The organism is Vagococcus xieshaowenii (assembly GCF_004792515.1).
Lineage (GTDB): Bacteria > Bacillota > Bacilli > Lactobacillales > Vagococcaceae > Vagococcus_A > Vagococcus_A xieshaowenii.
Genome location: NZ_CP038865.1, coordinates 295,596 through 310,618 on the forward strand (window position 1 = coordinate 295,596; position 15,023 = coordinate 310,618).

12 protein-coding genes and 1 other annotated feature are annotated in these 15,023 nt (G+C 36.4%); of the genes, 11 read left to right on the forward strand and 1 reads right to left on the reverse strand.

All coding sequences use genetic code 11. The features are described from left to right. Positions 1-97: 97 nt before the first annotated feature. The 11 genes from E4Z98_RS01495 (at position 98) to E4Z98_RS01545 (ending at position 13,584) form a co-directional block, all read left to right on the forward strand. Positions 98-1,519, forward strand: coding sequence for a helix-turn-helix domain-containing protein (locus tag E4Z98_RS01495; RefSeq protein WP_135254191.1), 1,422 nt, complete (start codon positions 98-100; stop codon positions 1,517-1,519). A 144-nt stretch (positions 1,520-1,663) separates the two neighbouring features. Continuing rightward, positions 1,664-2,371, forward strand: a complete 708-nt coding sequence (locus tag E4Z98_RS01500) for a WxL domain-containing protein (protein WP_135254190.1) — start codon at positions 1,664-1,666, stop codon at positions 2,369-2,371. A gap of 21 nt (positions 2,372-2,392) precedes the next feature. Then, on the forward strand, positions 2,393-4,714 hold the full coding sequence (locus E4Z98_RS01505) for an L-type lectin-domain containing protein (protein ID WP_135254189.1): 2,322 nt from the start codon (positions 2,393-2,395) through the stop codon (positions 4,712-4,714). 32 nt (positions 4,715-4,746) lie between these two features. Continuing rightward, the gene (locus E4Z98_RS01510; protein WP_135254188.1) at positions 4,747-5,034 is read left to right on the forward strand and encodes an LPXTG cell wall anchor domain-containing protein; all 288 of its coding nucleotides are present in this window, start codon (positions 4,747-4,749) and stop codon (positions 5,032-5,034) included. Further along, complete coding sequence (locus E4Z98_RS01515) at positions 5,024-5,530, forward strand: hypothetical protein (RefSeq protein ID WP_135254187.1); 507 nt, start codon at positions 5,024-5,026, stop codon at positions 5,528-5,530. Before E4Z98_RS01510 ends, E4Z98_RS01515 begins: the two co-directional genes overlap by 11 nt. 14 nt (positions 5,531-5,544) lie before the next feature. Beyond that, positions 5,545-6,564 (forward strand): DUF916 domain-containing protein, encoded by a 1,020-nt coding sequence (locus E4Z98_RS01520; RefSeq protein WP_135254186.1) that lies wholly within the window; start codon positions 5,545-5,547, stop codon positions 6,562-6,564. A gap of 150 nt (positions 6,565-6,714) precedes the next feature. Next, a complete protein-coding gene (locus E4Z98_RS01525; protein ID WP_167790893.1) occupies positions 6,715-8,079 on the forward strand; it encodes an FAD-binding oxidoreductase in 1,365 nt (454 codons plus the stop codon). Between the two features lie 70 nt (positions 8,080-8,149). Further along, positions 8,150-8,644 (forward strand): thiol peroxidase, encoded by a 495-nt coding sequence (gene tpx, locus E4Z98_RS01530; RefSeq protein WP_135254184.1) that lies wholly within the window; start codon positions 8,150-8,152, stop codon positions 8,642-8,644. A gap of 33 nt (positions 8,645-8,677) precedes the next feature. After that, positions 8,678-8,897, forward strand: a binding site (T-box leader). 81 nt (positions 8,898-8,978) lie between these two features. Further along, entirely contained in the window at positions 8,979-11,624 is a 2,646-nt protein-coding gene (locus E4Z98_RS01535) for a valine--tRNA ligase (protein WP_135254183.1), read from the forward strand. A 20-nt stretch (positions 11,625-11,644) separates the two neighbouring features. Then, positions 11,645-12,928: a bifunctional folylpolyglutamate synthase/dihydrofolate synthase gene (locus E4Z98_RS01540; protein ID WP_135254182.1), complete on the forward strand. Its 1,284-nt coding sequence runs from the start codon at positions 11,645-11,647 to the stop codon at positions 12,926-12,928. Further along, positions 12,925-13,584 carry an HAD family hydrolase gene (locus tag E4Z98_RS01545; RefSeq protein ID WP_135254181.1) on the forward strand — a complete coding sequence of 220 codons (660 nt, stop codon included), beginning with the start codon at positions 12,925-12,927 and terminating at the stop codon, positions 13,582-13,584. Before E4Z98_RS01540 ends, E4Z98_RS01545 begins: the two co-directional genes overlap by 4 nt. A gap of 129 nt (positions 13,585-13,713) precedes the next feature. Here the strand turns inward: E4Z98_RS01545 and E4Z98_RS01550 are convergent, their stop codons facing one another. After that, positions 13,714-15,018 (reverse strand): ISL3 family transposase, encoded by a 1,305-nt coding sequence (locus tag E4Z98_RS01550; RefSeq protein WP_135961156.1) that lies wholly within the window; start codon positions 15,016-15,018, stop codon positions 13,714-13,716. Between the last annotated feature and the right edge of the window lie 5 nt (positions 15,019-15,023).

Genomic DNA, 15,023 nt, shown 5'->3' on the forward strand with positions numbered 1-15,023 from the left:
TCATTATTAAGTTTTTATCAAAAACGACTATTTTTTTTTGATAAAATGATAAAAAAAGAGGGTTTATGATAAAATAAAGTTAGGTGAGGTGGTCTAGATGATTGAAAAATTTATTGATAAAGAAGATCAAGAAAAATATGAATTAGTAACTATTATCCAACAGTATCCTGAAAATGAAATTGACCTATCTCTTTTAGCGTATGAATTGGGGAAATCACATAAGAAAACCTATGAATTATTAGAGACAATTATGTTTGATATGAAAGAGCTTTCGAAAGAAGAAGGGTTATCAGAAAGTTTAAGCATTTCGCTCGATGGTAAACTAGTCAAAAACATACGTTTTAATAGCTATAGTTTTATTAAATATTATTTAATGACAAGTTTGAATTATGAATGGGTAATGGCAATGTACCATGAGAAAGAAATCAGTCTCGAATGGTGGGCCATTAAAAAAAACATGAGTACGTCAACAATTTATCGTAAGTGGAACGAAATGAAGCGTTTTTTGTCACAATATGATATCCAAGTTCGTAAAATTAAACATAATTATTTTGAGCTTAAAGCAGATGAAGCGGTCATTAGACATTTTTACTACGGATTATTATACAAAGTGAATCATTCAATGGTATTAGATGATAGTAAGAAAAATAGTGTGAGACGTTATTTTGACAAGCTTCCTGCTGATGTCCACCATAATACGATCAATAATTTTGAATTAATGTTAGTGATTTCATTAAAACGAGCTAAAACACATAGTATGTTGACACATAGTGATAAAAACTTAATCATCACAAGTAGATTACATAGTAATGTGATGTTTAAAGAGCATTACCGAGAGTTATTTAAGAAATATCCTTTGTCTTCCGAGGTTATTGAGCAAGAACTGAGTTTTCTTTATTACTTTATTAGTGTTGAAAATACCTATGATATAAAGACGATTATTAGTAAAGGTTCTTACTTTGCGCCAACACTCACGGAAGACGAAAACTTTAAATTATTGAATAAAATTATATTTGAATTACATATGCTATTTAATATAAAAATTACACCAGAAGAGTATTTTTATTTAGTTGTGAATGGGTATATGATGCTAAGAAGACAACAACTTTTTGGGAAAGTATTACAGTTTGGACTAAACATAGAAGAGTTACCGGATTTTGATAAGTTTAAGTTGACGTACGATGGCTATCAATATGAAGAAAGTTTTCCAATTAGGCAATTGTATATATTAATTTTCCCGTTTATTAATAAAGTTTTCCATGACTTAAAGATGTTAGTGAATAATCGTTTTGGAGATGGCAATATTGCTAATATTTCTCAACGAATCAATGCTATCTCAAGAATTCCGATTGTCTTTGTGAAACATTTGAACGAACGCCCAGATGTGTTAATTACGGATAGTTATACACCAGATGATTACGATATTCCAACGTTTTTCTTGTCACCACTGCCTAATGATAGTGAGATCATTAGTCTAGTGAAAGAATTAGAACGGATTTATCGAAAAATTAATTTATAAAGATAGAAGACTGCATAACGTTAGCAGTCTTTTTGTTTTCCCAAAATTAAAAAAAATGTGTTTGTGAAAAGAAAAAAGTCGTGAGGTTTTACATGATAAGATGTTTTTGTGAACAAAACATTTATTAATTGGAGGGAATTAATTATGAAAAAAGTTGTATTATTATCGTTATTATCAGTGGGTGTTGTATCAATGGGAGGTTTAGCAGTAAATGCTGAAGTGACAGAAGGAGGTCAAACTGCTACGTCAATAGGAACAGCGACTTTGACTGCATTAAATGAAGGAGAAGCAGGAGCAGTTGACCCTGAGATTGTAAATCCCGAACCAGAGAATCCAGGAGAAGGTGGACCCACTGGTCAAACAGGGTTATTAACTATCGATAATGTGCCAAAATTTGATTTTCAAGGAACAGGGTTATCTGGTGACTTCGTTGATACACTAACACCAGCTCAAACTGAAGCAGGATATGTGAAAAATGTCCAAGTATCTGACCGTCGCGGGACTGAAGCAGGTTGGTCATTAGGATTAGACATTACACCGTTTAAGAGTGATGAAGTAACGCTTAAAGGGGCGAAGTTAAGTTTACCGATTGTTGCTGAAAAAGGCAGTAATAATATTTCTGAAAAAGATATTACAGAAATAAGTATAGAGAATAAAGTGATTCATCAGACAGATGGTCTAACACAAGTGGATTTATTAAAAGCAGATCAAGGAACAGGTGCGGGTACATGGTTGGGTAAAATCGCAGACGCTAAATTAACGATTGCAGATGGTAATATTGCAGGGACATACACAAGTACCTTTACTTGGTCATTAGCCGCTTTACCAACGGATACAGGAAATACAAAATAATAATTGAGGAGGTAGTAGATAATGAAAAGAAAAAGAATTATAGCTGTATTTCTAGCTTTTCTTATCTTATGTGTCCCCTCTGTAATCGTTAAGGCATCAGAGGTACCTCCTCATGTTTCACTAGACGAGATTTTCACAGTGGAGTTAGCAGGTGTCACAGATAATAATGCTAGCGCAGTTGATGGGGTTGTGACAGTTACAGATGGCACCAAAAGTAGAGTAGGTTCTGTCTGGAGTACAGAAAAAAACTTGTTGGATTTCACAACAGATTTCACCATGGTCGCTTATGTGAATCAAAATTTAAGCGGATTAGCAGCTGGCAGTCATGCGGACGGGATGGCATTTGTTATACAATCCTATAATAGTGCACCTACTTGGTTTACCAGTAATGGCGGAGCATTGGGAATATTAGGAGAGACAAAAGCGGATGGAAAAGTTGGCATACCCAATTCTATGGCTATTGAGTTTGATTTATATATAAATAATAGTACAGGTGAATCGGGAATGTTTGATCGAGGGATTAATGCACCACACATTGCGACAGTTTTCCCAGGAGATGCTTTAACCTATGAGAATGTTCAACTTTTATTTGAAAAATCTAGAAAATTGACCCATTTTAATACAAACACTTCTATTGATCTGCACAAAAACCAATGGAATCGTTTGGAATTGAACTGGAGAGTTCCTGAAAATGGCGCATGGACAGAAGGAGCATTAACGTATACTGTCAATAATGGTAATTTAGTAACGATTGATAAGGGAAGATTAAACTCAAACGTATTTCAAAATGGCACCGTTTCGACTGCTTATTGGGGATTTACAGGCGCAACTGGCCCTTCATCTACAGCAAAACAACAAGTAGTCTTTGAACAAGTGCCCGGGCTTGTTGAAGCTGAAGTTCCTCTTAATTTGTATGACAACAAGCACCAGCTGATCTCGGATGGCGCCATACTTAAAGGTGGTCAAGAAGTTACAGTGGAAGTAGCCCCTGAATGGTTAGCAGGGAAGCAGAACTGGGAAGATGTTGTGGCCAATCTGACACTACCAGACGCTTTAAGCGTACTCCCTAATACGACGATGATGGATGAAACCCAAATAGCTGACAGTAGTTGGCAAGGCGCTAACTTAACCACTGAAAAAGGAATATTTCCTAAGTTGGGTCTCATTTCAAACAACGATAAGCAAACGGCTAAGTTAAGCTTCAAGGCAACCGTTAAAAACCAGGATAGTACCAATCAAGTAATCACGAGCCGATTAACTGGTAGAAATGCGATTTACGATACACAAAGTATTACGTTTAGTACTGAAAAGCAAACCGTTTTAGCGACGATTAATCAACCAACGAATAATCAAAAAATATTAGATGACTCATTAACAGAATTACTGGTAGAGGTTGGCTGGAAAGACTTAAGTTTAGGGACGATTGAGCAAGTGATTACCCTAACACAGGCAGATCAAACGATTCCGATTTTATCAGAACCTATCAGTAGCGCAGCTGGTGAAGGACTTGTGAGTAAAAATTGGTTAACTGAATTTAATCAATTAGCTTATGGCGAGTTTGCGCTTACCTATCAAGTTACTAATGGATTGCAAGAATCGGCAACTGATTCGGTAACATTGTTTAAACAAAATCGTCCACAACTAACGCTACATGAATTAGAACAAACGAATTATCATCCGGGAGATAAAATCCCTATTCAATTTTCTTTAACCGATAAAGATAGTACGTCTGGGTCATTATGGATGTCTTTGAATGATAACAAGATGACTAAATTAGCTGAGTTTAATGAGCTAGAGGCGAAAGTAGGGACGGAGTTAGAGGCAAGTATTGATACGACAGATTTTGAGCATGGCAAGTATCAAGCGAGTTTTTATTTTGAAGATGGTGATCAGAATAAATCTGAAGAAGTAACGTTAGCTGAATTTGTAGTTGAAGGTGAACTACAATTTAATCAATTACCAACGGAATTCTCAACCGCTAATATTACGATTGGCGGTGCGCCAGTAAAAGCAACAGTGGGTGAGATTTCTATAATAGATGATCGAATGAATCATGGAGACTGGAGTCTTTCTTTATCACTAGCTCAACCATTTACTATGAAAAAAGACGAGCAAATTTATCAAACGTCTGATAATTTTTTCTACTATCAACAGGATGGACAATCATCAACTATTGGTGTTGAGTCGCCAGTTACCCTTATAACACATCAACAAGCAAGTACTGGTCGTGAGGTTTCTGTTAATCAAGAGGGACAGAATGGTTTTTATTTCCATGCGGATAGTAGCTTAGTTTCAGGTAGTTACCAAGCGACACTCATTTGGACACTGACGGCAGCTCCTTAATGAGTCGGATAAAAATTAAGGAGGAAAATTAGATGAAAAAAGCTATTGTATTAGTGTTAGGATTGCTTAGTAACTATCTATATAAGCTGCCGGTGGTTGAAGCGACAAGTAATCCTTCCACCGAAATAGTAGTAGAAATTACCCAAAGACCACCTGCAACACTTAAAGAAACCATCCAACACTCACTCACTAGTTTTCCAAAAACGGGTGAGAATACCACAAAAGTCGTGTCTATCGTGGGTGTTATTTTAGTTATTTTGGTTGCAATGAGATGGTGGCATTATAAGTCGCAAAAATTAGGTGATACGCATGAAAAATAATCGTGGACTGTTTCTTCTTGTATCGTTAATCGTACCAATGTTGACTGTTGTAGGACGTCCTGATAATAAGTTAGCGAGTAGTGTCACATCTAACGGACAAGTCACGTTAACTAAAGGACGGTTAGCGATTCATAATATTAATTACCAAGTCGATTTTGGTGAAATTGAACAACCTCTCCATAGAACGACTTATTCAATTAATTCAGAAGTCACGATTGAAGATACTCGTGAAGTATTTTCAGGCTGGGAATTATGGGTGAGTCAACAAGCCACTAACTGGTATGACGGATTAAACTTGGCAATTAATGAACCAAACCGATTATTAACATCAACAAGTCAAAAAGTTTTTAGACAAACATCAAACAATAATCGACCAAGTCAAACAATCCCTATAAAAATTTATTTAGCAGTCGACCCAGAGGTATCAGTGGGTCATTATCAGTCTCGTTTGGAATGGGTCTTGGCGAATACCCCTAGTGAAGAAACCAATAAGTAACGGAGGAACGTAATATGAGGAAGCAATTAGCAATCATCGTCAGTATTTTTTTTATAAGTATGATAGGAGGTCTTATTGTTACACCGGTCAATGCGGAAGAACAACCAGCATTTGAATATACGGTAACACCGATTTTTCCAGAAAATCAAACAGATAAGACGCTAGGATACTTTGATTTACTAGTTCAACCAGGTAGTAAACAACAAGTGATGGTGGAAGTTAGTAACAGTAGTAAAGAGGAGAAAAAAATTAAGATTACGCCTACAACATCAGGTACTACGACATCTGGTACCATTGATTATAGTGGTAAATCATTACCTCATACAGATGATTTGATTGCTAGTTTTTCTGATATTACCTCTCAAGCACAAATCGTGACATTAAAAGCTAACGAAAAAAAGAAAGTTGGTTTTGAGATTCAAGTCCCTGATAAAGAGTTTTCAGGAGTTATTTTAGGCGGTTTTTATGCGCAAGAAGTGTTAAAAGAATCAAACAATGAAAGCAAAAAAGACGGTTTACAAATTGAAAATCGCTTTGCTATTATTATCGGTTGTGTGTTGAAAAATTCAGATCAAGCAGTGGAACAAGCGTTTAGCTTACAACCAGTGACAGTGGATAATTATGGCGGATATTTTAGTCTGAATATACCTTTAGTTAATGAAGTAGCGAGAATTATGTCTGATTATCAATTAGACGGAAGTATTTTGAACGATAAAAAAGAAGTGATTCAAACGATAGATGCTTCATCCTTTTCAATGGCTCCTCAAAGTATTTATAACTTGCCTGTTCAAGTAGATGCTCAAACGTTTAAGCCAGGTAAGTATCAGTTGAAATTGACTGTTAGTACCAAAGATAAGAAAAATGACTGGCAATTGTCTTCAGATTTTAAGATAGATGCCAAAAAGCGTCAAGAAGTGATGAAAGAAAGTATCGACACACCTGCCTGGTATGAAACTAACGCAGTATTATATGGGATTATTGCTATTTTAATCGTTATAGTTGTTGTGATAGCTATTAGTAAAAAAAGAAAATAACAACAAGCCTAGTAATTGCTGTTGAACCAAACCGTCCACCTCTTGAAGCTGGACGGTTTTTTAATTAAGGCGTTTTATTTGTGTTAAAAACGATGGTTATATATAATGGAGTTATACTTACAAAATGAAAGTAAAAAAGGTGATGTTATAATGGAAAAACAATCAAACCAAACAATTGAACATGAAGTATTTGAAAGAGAATTACCTGAACAATTAAAAACAAAAATTATTACACCGGAAGATAGTGAGTATCACTATGTTCGCTCTTCTTATATGGGGGTGGGTCGTCCAGAAGTAGTGGTAATGGCCCAAACTAATGAAGACGTTGTTGAAACGATTAATTATGTTAGTGAATTAAGAAAAGAATATCCAGAGATGCCATTCTCAATTCGTAGTGGTGGTCATGGTATGTCAGGCTCTTCAACAAATGTTGGTGGTGTGATATTAGATCTATCTAAGATGAATGCAATAGAATTTATGGATAAAGAAGAAGGGATTGTTAAGATTCAAGCAGGTGCACAATGGGGACAAGTAGCCGGTACACTAGCACCACATGATTTCATTATTACAAGTGGTAACTTTGGTGATGTGGGAGTCGGTGGTATTGCAACATCTGGTGGTAGTGGTTATTTCACTCGTAGCCAAGGGTTAACCATTGACCATGTGATTGGCGCAACATTAATAACAGCAGACGGAGTGATTCATGAGTTAAGTGAAACGAGTGAGCCAGAACTATTTTGGGGCCTTCGTGGTGGTGGTACACAATTAGGTGTGGCAGTTGATTTTACCTTTAAAGCACAGAAAATGAATTCTAATACGCATGATGCGTCACTTATTCATCAACACATTACCTATGTGACAGAAGATTTGGAACAGTTTGTTGCAAATTGGGGACGTTGGATGAAAGCAGCCCCTAAAGAAATGACGAGTTTCTTGATGATTCAAAAAACTCCGCAACATGTCTATGCCGTAGATACTCGTAATGTATGGGCTGGAACAGATACAGAACGTGCGGTTCCTGAATTAGAAAAAGCATTAGCAATTGACAAAATATACGATCACTCTGAGAGTATGATGTCTTACGCCAGCTTAATCCCTTATCCACAATCTATTCACATTGGCCAACAAAAAATTAAAATTGCTAATGCCATTGTGGATAAAGTCGATGCATCACTTGGGAAAGCTATTAAAGAGGTACTTGAAACGGCTCATGTTGTGGAATTACGTCCTTTAGATGGTCAGGTTCATGAAGTGGCCCAAGACGCAACAGCCTGGGCTGCTAGACATCAAGATGGATTCTTATCAGTATGGATGTCACCAAAAAGTGACGCAGCCTTAACAAAAGAAATGGAGCCCGTTACTCAATTAGCAACAGGTATGTATGGTGCGTATTCTTCTATAATCTCTCCAGAAGTAGCCGCTCTTTCATGGCCAGACGCAACAGGTGAACGCCTAAAAGCTTTAAAGGAGCAAGTAGACCCTAATCATCTATTTAATACTGGGCTTCAATTATAGAACGTATTATTGGTGAGTTCTTCGAAAAATCGCTATAATGAATGGAGAAGCAATTAAAGGAGGAGTCATCATGATCGTAACAAGAAAAGGCGAACCATATGAATTATCAGGAACAAGTGTAGAAGTGGGTCATCAAGCACCTACTTTTACGTTAAATAATTTAGAAGACAAAGCGGTCAGCTTAACTGATTTATTAGCTAAACCACTATTAATTAGCGTAGTACCAGATATTGATACGAGTGTTTGTAGTATTCAGACCAAACAATTTAATCAACAAGCAGGTAGTGTTGAAGGCATTCAATTAGTAACAATTGCAAAAAACACTAAAGAAGAGTTAGCCAATTGGTGTGCAGCTGAAGGTGTTTCAATGGAAATGTTGCATGACGAAGCATTAGCTTTTGGTGAATTATATGGCATAAAAATGGCTGATTTAGGCGTTTTAGCACGTTCAATTTTTGTCATTGATACAGACGGAACATTAGTCTATCAAGAAATCGTGCCAGAAATGGTAAATGAGCCAGATTACACTGCTGCTTTAGATACAGTAAAAGCTTTAGTAAAGTAATTTGACGTTAGCTTAAATATCTTGTAAACTAGAACAAAGACTAGGCGCAAGAGGAGTAATAAAGAAGAGACTTTTTAGAGAGAAAACCATTAGCTGAGAGGTTTTTAAGGATCCTTTATGAAGGTAGCTTGCAAGTTAAATAGCTGAACCTTAGTAGGTTATTTCGCTTTGCGCACGTTATCGCGCCATAGAGATATTGTCTATTAGAAGATAATAAATTTAGGTGGTACCGCGACGATTATTCGCCCTAAAACACATGGTGTTTTAGGGCTTTTTTATTTTTGTTAATTATTATGAAATAAACAATAAAGAAGAGCTGAAAGGAAGTTGAGAAATGACAGAAGAATTAAACATGTCAACAAAGTTTGAACCAAAAAATGTTGAAGCAGGTCGTTACGAAAAATGGTTAGCAGGGAATTATTTCCGCCCAAGTGGAGATGCGGAGGCTAAACCCTATTCAATCGTTATTCCACCACCAAACGTAACAGGTAAATTACACTTAGGTCATGCGTGGGATACAACGTTACAAGATATTATTATTCGTCATAAACGTATGCAAGGTTATGATACCTTATGGTTGCCAGGGATGGACCATGCCGGTATTGCCACACAAGCAAAAGTAGAAGAAAAATTACGTGCAGAAGGAATTTCTCGTTATGATTTAGGACGTGAAAAATTCTTAGAAAAAACATGGGAATGGAAAGATGAATACGCTAGCCATATCCGTGAACAATGGTCAAAACTAGGGCTATCGTTAAATTACGAACGTGAACGTTTCACGCTAGATGATGGTTTATCAGATGCGGTAAAAAAAGTATTTGTACAACTTTATAACAAAGGCTTAATTTACCGTGGTGAATATATTATTAACTGGGATCCACAAGCAAAAACAGCATTATCTGATATCGAAGTTATTCATAAAGACGTTGAAGGTGCCTTCTACCACATGACATACGAAGTAGCCGGAAGTAATGGCGAAACAGTTGAAATTGCGACAACACGTCCGGAAACATTATTAGGGGATACAGCGGTAGCCGTTCACCCAGAAGATGAACGTTACCAACATTTAATCGGTAAAAAAGTGATCTTACCATTAGTAGGCAAAGAAATCCCAGTAATCGCTGATGAATACGTAGAGATGGATTTTGGAACAGGTGTGGTTAAAATTACACCAGCCCATGACCCTAATGACTTTGAAGTTGGTAATCGTCATGACTTGCCACGTATTAACGTAATGAACGACGACGGTACAATGAATGGTTTTTATCCAGCATATGAAGGAATGGATCGTTTTGCTGCTCGTAAACAAATCGTGAAAGATTTAGAAGCAGCTGGTCGTTTAGTAAAAATTGAAAAAATGACACATAGTGTAGGACATTCAGAACGAACAGGTGTTGTAGTGGAGCCTCGTTTATCAACGCAATGGTTCGTTAAAATGGAAGAATTGGCTAAGCGTGCGATTGAAAACCAAGAAGGCGAAGACAAAGTTGAATTTTACCCACCACGTTTCAATAATACCTTTATTCAATGGATGGAAAACGTTCATGACTGGGTAATTTCACGTCAATTATGGTGGGGACATCAAATCCCTGCTTGGTACCATAAAGAAACAGGTGAAATGTATGTAGGTGAATCAGCGCCTGAAGATCCAGAAAATTGGACACAAGATGAAGACGTATTAGATACATGGTTCAGTTCAGCTTTATGGCCATTTTCAACAATGGGTTGGCCAGATGAAGAAGCACCTGATTTTAACCGTTACTTCCCAACATCAACGTTAGTAACTGGTTATGATATTATTTTCTTCTGGGTAAGTCGTATGATTTTCCAAAGTTTAGAATTTACTGATCGTCGTCCGTTTAATAACGTTTTAATCCACGGTTTAATTCGTGCGGAAGATGGTCGTAAGATGAGTAAATCATTAGGTAACGGGATTGATCCAATGGATGTTATCGAACAATACGGAGCAGATGCATTACGTTGGTTCTTAACAACCGGTTCATCACCAGGTCAAGATGTTCGTTTCAGTTATGATAAGATGGATGCTTCTTGGAACTTCATTAATAAAATTTGGAATGCAAGTCGTTTTGTTATCATGAATTTAGACGGATTAAAAGTAGAAGATATATCATTAGATGGTAACAAATCAGTAGCGGATCGTTGGATTTTAACCCGTTTGAATGAAACCATTTCAGAAGTAAATCGTTTGTTTGATGGTTTTGAATTTGGTGAAGCGGGTCGTCATTTATATAACTTCATCTGGGATGATTTCTGTGACTGGTATATCGAAATGAGTAAAGAAGTTCTTTACGGTGACGATGAGGAGCAAAAACATGTGACTCGTAGCATTTTAGCTTACGTTTTAGATAATATTCTAAAATTAATTCACCCAATTATGCCATTTGTTTCTGAAGAAATTTGGGAACATGTGCCACACCAAGGCGAAACATTAGTCACAGCACCATATCCTAAAGTTAATGAAGCATTAAATGATGAAACAGCGGCGGCAGGTATGGAAGTCTTGAAAGAATTAATTAGAGCAGTACGTAATATTCGTGCAGAAGTAGGTAGCCCAATGTCTAAACCTATTACGCTTTTAATTAAAACAAGTGATGACGCGAGCCAAACGTTCTTAACAGAAAATACTAGCTACATTGAACGTTTCTGTAACCCAGAAAGCTTAGAAATTTCACCTGAAATTAACGCACCAGAATTGGCGATGAGTGCAGTAATTAAAGGAGCAGAAATCTTCTTACCATTAGCAGATTTAATCAATATCGAAGACGAAATCAAACGTTTAGAAAAAGAATTAGATAAATGGAACAAAGAAGTCGCACGTGTTCAAGGCAAACTTAACAATGAACGTTTCGTTTCAAGTGCGCCAGAACAAGTGGTTGAAGCAGAACGTCAAAAAGAAGTCGAATACAAAGAACGCCAAGCAAGCGTTCAAGAGCGTATTAATCAATTAAAGAAAGCGTAAAGTAGAAAGTAGGGAAAGTCATGACGTATGAAGAAACTTTAGAGTGGATTCACCATCGTTTGAAATTCGGCTCACGTCCGGGACTTATCCGCGTTGAAACTTTATTAGAACGAATAGGGAATCCACATGTTGGACTCCCTATTGTTCATATAGGAGGAACAAACGGGAAAGGTTCGACAGTCGCTTTTTTAAGAGGGCTATTAGAAGCACAAGGGTTGAAAGTAGGGACCTTTACGTCTCCATTTATTACTGCCTTTAACGAGCGTATGAGTATTAATCAACATCCGATTAGCAATGAAATGTTGGTAGCGTTGGTTGAACAAGTGAAGCCTGTGGTTGAGGAGATGGACAAAGAACTGGAAATTGCCGGGATTACCGAATTTGAATTGATTACGGTCTTGATGTTTTTATATTTTAAAGAGCAAGAAGTTGATGTCGCGTTAGTCGAAGTTGGCTTAGGTGGTTTACTCGACTCAACCAATGTCATTGTAGAACCATTAGCGACAGCGATTACGACGATTGGTTTTGACCATATGGATATTTTGGGGAATAGTTTAGAAGCAATCGCCACTCAAAAAGCAGGAATCATAAAGTCAGCTGCCCCGGCTATTGTGGGTCAGCTACCTGAAGAAGCGCAAGCAGTGATGGAGCGGACTGCTCAAATAAAAAATTCTCCTTTATATGTGTTAGGAAAAGATTATACCTACAATGAATTAGGTAATAATATCTTTGAATTTACGTATAAAACGCATCAATATGTTCTCAAACAGCCTTTAATGGGACACCATCAATTTCATAATGCTGCGGTGGCGTTAATGACGTATTTAACCATTGCTTCTAAGTTAGAGGTATCTGTTGAGAAAGAGGCTATACAAGAGGGCTTTCATCAAGTGACGTGGCCAGGACGAATGGAAATTATGTCAAATAATCCTTTAATCGTAATCGATGGGGCTCATAATGAGCCAGCGGTGCGGACGCTAGTAGACAATATTCGTCAAGATTTTAGTAATAAACAAGTGACGATTTTATTTGCTGCAATTAATACAAAAGATATTTCGAGTATGTTAGAGATGCTTGAAGAAGTAGTTGAGGAGCGGTTGCATGTGACGACATTTGATTATCCAACAGCGGTACCAATGACTGCTTATGTGGATAAGTTTCCAATAAGTCAACGACATGTTGATTGGAAATTAGCCTTTACACAATTAAAAAAAGAATTATCACCAGATGATGTCTTATTAGTAACAGGTTCACTTTATTTTATTTCGCAAGTAAGAGCGTATATAACGGAGGATGAGGAATGAAAAAATATCAAGGTGTTATTTTCGATATGGATGGTTTATTGTTTGATACAGAAAAGGTTTATATGGATGTGAATGTTAAGATAGCACCCAATTATGGTATTAATGGGATGACGCATGATTATTTGATGTCAGTAGTCGGCTTATCAGATGAAGAATGCTATGCGACGTATCGTCGTGATTTTCCACAGGTGGATAATCAACAGATGGAGGCGTTTATTAAAGAAGGACATGAGCAAGTGGAAAAAATATTTGCTAGTGGAAAAGTTCCTCTAAAACCAGGTGCCCGTGAGTTGTTAACATTTTTAGCTGAACAAAAGGTTCCATGTGTGGTGGGTTCGAGTAATTTACGTAAGTTTATTAACTTATTAACAGAAAAAGCTGGGATTAGCCATTTTTTTAAAGGAATTGTCTGTGCCGAAGATGTGAAACGTGCCAAGCCAGATCCTGAAATTGTGGAAAAGGCAGTGTTAATGTTAGAACTTGCTCCTAGCCAATGTTTGATGTTGGAAGATTCTTTAAATGGCGTACGTGCTGCTTATGCAGCGGGAGTAGATGTGGTAGTTATTCCTGATTTGATTCAACCTAATGAAGAGATGGAAGAAAAAGCGATGGTCATTTCGAGTCATTTAATGGAGATGATAACTTATTTTGAATAAAATAAAACGTTTAGAAAGAGTGATCTTTCTAAACGTTTTTTCGGCTCTTTGTCAAATTGGACTGATGAGTAATTTTAGCCAACCATGAAATTGGGGAAAATATTCTCTGATTTCATGGTTTTTTGTTATTTAATGATTAACTTCTATCAAACCTTCGGTTAAAAAGATTCTAATCCTCATATTGCTGAAAGATTTGAATCCATAAGAAACTCGTTTTAATGTTTTGATGTGTGTATTCTTTGCTTCAATCTTCCCATTTGAATAGGGATGTATTAAAGCATTGGTAATTCCTTCTTGATGACGTATTAGGTTTTGTACTTGTCCTTTAAACTCTTCATCTAATTCTTCTGGTAAAGTATTCAATAATTCAAAGAATCGTTCATATTCTTTTCTTCTAAATGAATCTAATAAATCATGGAAGTAGCCATAGGCTAATTTTAGAGGTTCGGAAAAATCTAATAACCGATCAATCATCATCTGTTCGGTCAAATAAGGATACTTATTTGACCGAAAGCTCGGCCATCTTTTGTATTCAGAGATATTAATGTCTAATCTATTTTTAAGTAGGAAGCGCCAATTTTTCTTAAGTTTACTTGCTTCTACTTTATGTCCCGATGCCTTGAGTTTTTTCATTTCCCGTACTCTGAAACTATTAAAGGCTTCATTCAAATGTTTAACAATATGAAAACGATCAATGATTAATTCAGCATTTGGAAAGATATCCTTCACTAATTGGAAATAAGCTGCATTCATATCTGTCACAAGGTATTTTACTTTAAAACGTTCTTCATCTGGATAACCATTAAAGTGAGGCATGAGATAATTTAATCGTCTACTTTCCAATATTTCTACTAATCGCCCTGAATTGCCATCAGCACAAATAAAACTCATAGAGTCTTCTATGGCTGTATGCGAACGGAATTCATCAACCATTAAAACCTCAGGCAACCAACGGTTTTTTGGACTAGGAAGGTAAATTTCTAACGATTTTAATACCTGAATCACTTTACTTATTGAAACACTACATAATTTAGCAATTAGTTTTAGAGATATTCTTTCACCTAATAACTCAATAATTTTGCCTTCAATTATCCTTGAAACATTGTGACAAGGTTTAACTAAATCAATTTGAGCAGTCCAGTGCTTATTACAGTTGCGACAACGATAGCGTTGCTTAGATAGCTTCATAGAGACAATTCCTGTGTTCTCATGTGTTAATAGAATCTCTACTTCTTTAGAACCATTCTTAACAATAACGTACTTGCCGTCGCATTCTCTTGGAGAAGAGTCACAATTAGGGCAAGCTATCGTTTTAGGTTTATAGCTAGCTTTTATAATTTTCGCAGGCTTATTACGATAGGTTCCTTCGGAAACACTAGAAATTGTTAGATTAGAGTCTTCAATTCCATAAATTTTTTTGATATCATTAATCATAGCAT

Bases quoted from the DNA above. Each gene is read 5' to 3' on its own strand.
- E4Z98_RS01495 (WP_135254191.1), top strand. From the start codon at position 98: ATGATTGAAAAATTTATTGATAAAGAAGATCAAGAAAAATATGAATTA.
- E4Z98_RS01500 (WP_135254190.1), top strand. From the start codon at position 1,664: ATGAAAAAAGTTGTATTATTATCGTTATTATCAGTGGGTGTTGTATCA.
- E4Z98_RS01505 (WP_135254189.1), top strand. From the start codon at position 2,393: ATGAAAAGAAAAAGAATTATAGCTGTATTTCTAGCTTTTCTTATCTTA.
- E4Z98_RS01510 (WP_135254188.1), top strand. From the start codon at position 4,747: ATGAAAAAAGCTATTGTATTAGTGTTAGGATTGCTTAGTAACTATCTA.
- E4Z98_RS01515 (WP_135254187.1), top strand. From the start codon at position 5,024: ATGAAAAATAATCGTGGACTGTTTCTTCTTGTATCGTTAATCGTACCA.
- E4Z98_RS01520 (WP_135254186.1), top strand. From the start codon at position 5,545: ATGAGGAAGCAATTAGCAATCATCGTCAGTATTTTTTTTATAAGTATG.
- E4Z98_RS01525 (WP_167790893.1), top strand. From the start codon at position 6,715: ATGGAAAAACAATCAAACCAAACAATTGAACATGAAGTATTTGAAAGA.
- tpx (WP_135254184.1), top strand. From the start codon at position 8,150: ATGATCGTAACAAGAAAAGGCGAACCATATGAATTATCAGGAACAAGT.
- E4Z98_RS01535 (WP_135254183.1), top strand. From the start codon at position 8,979: ATGACAGAAGAATTAAACATGTCAACAAAGTTTGAACCAAAAAATGTT.
- E4Z98_RS01540 (WP_135254182.1), top strand. From the start codon at position 11,645: ATGACGTATGAAGAAACTTTAGAGTGGATTCACCATCGTTTGAAATTC.
- E4Z98_RS01545 (WP_135254181.1), top strand. From the start codon at position 12,925: ATGAAAAAATATCAAGGTGTTATTTTCGATATGGATGGTTTATTGTTT.
- E4Z98_RS01550 (WP_135961156.1), bottom strand. From the start codon at position 15,018: ATGATTAATGATATCAAAAAAATTTATGGAATTGAAGACTCTAATCTA.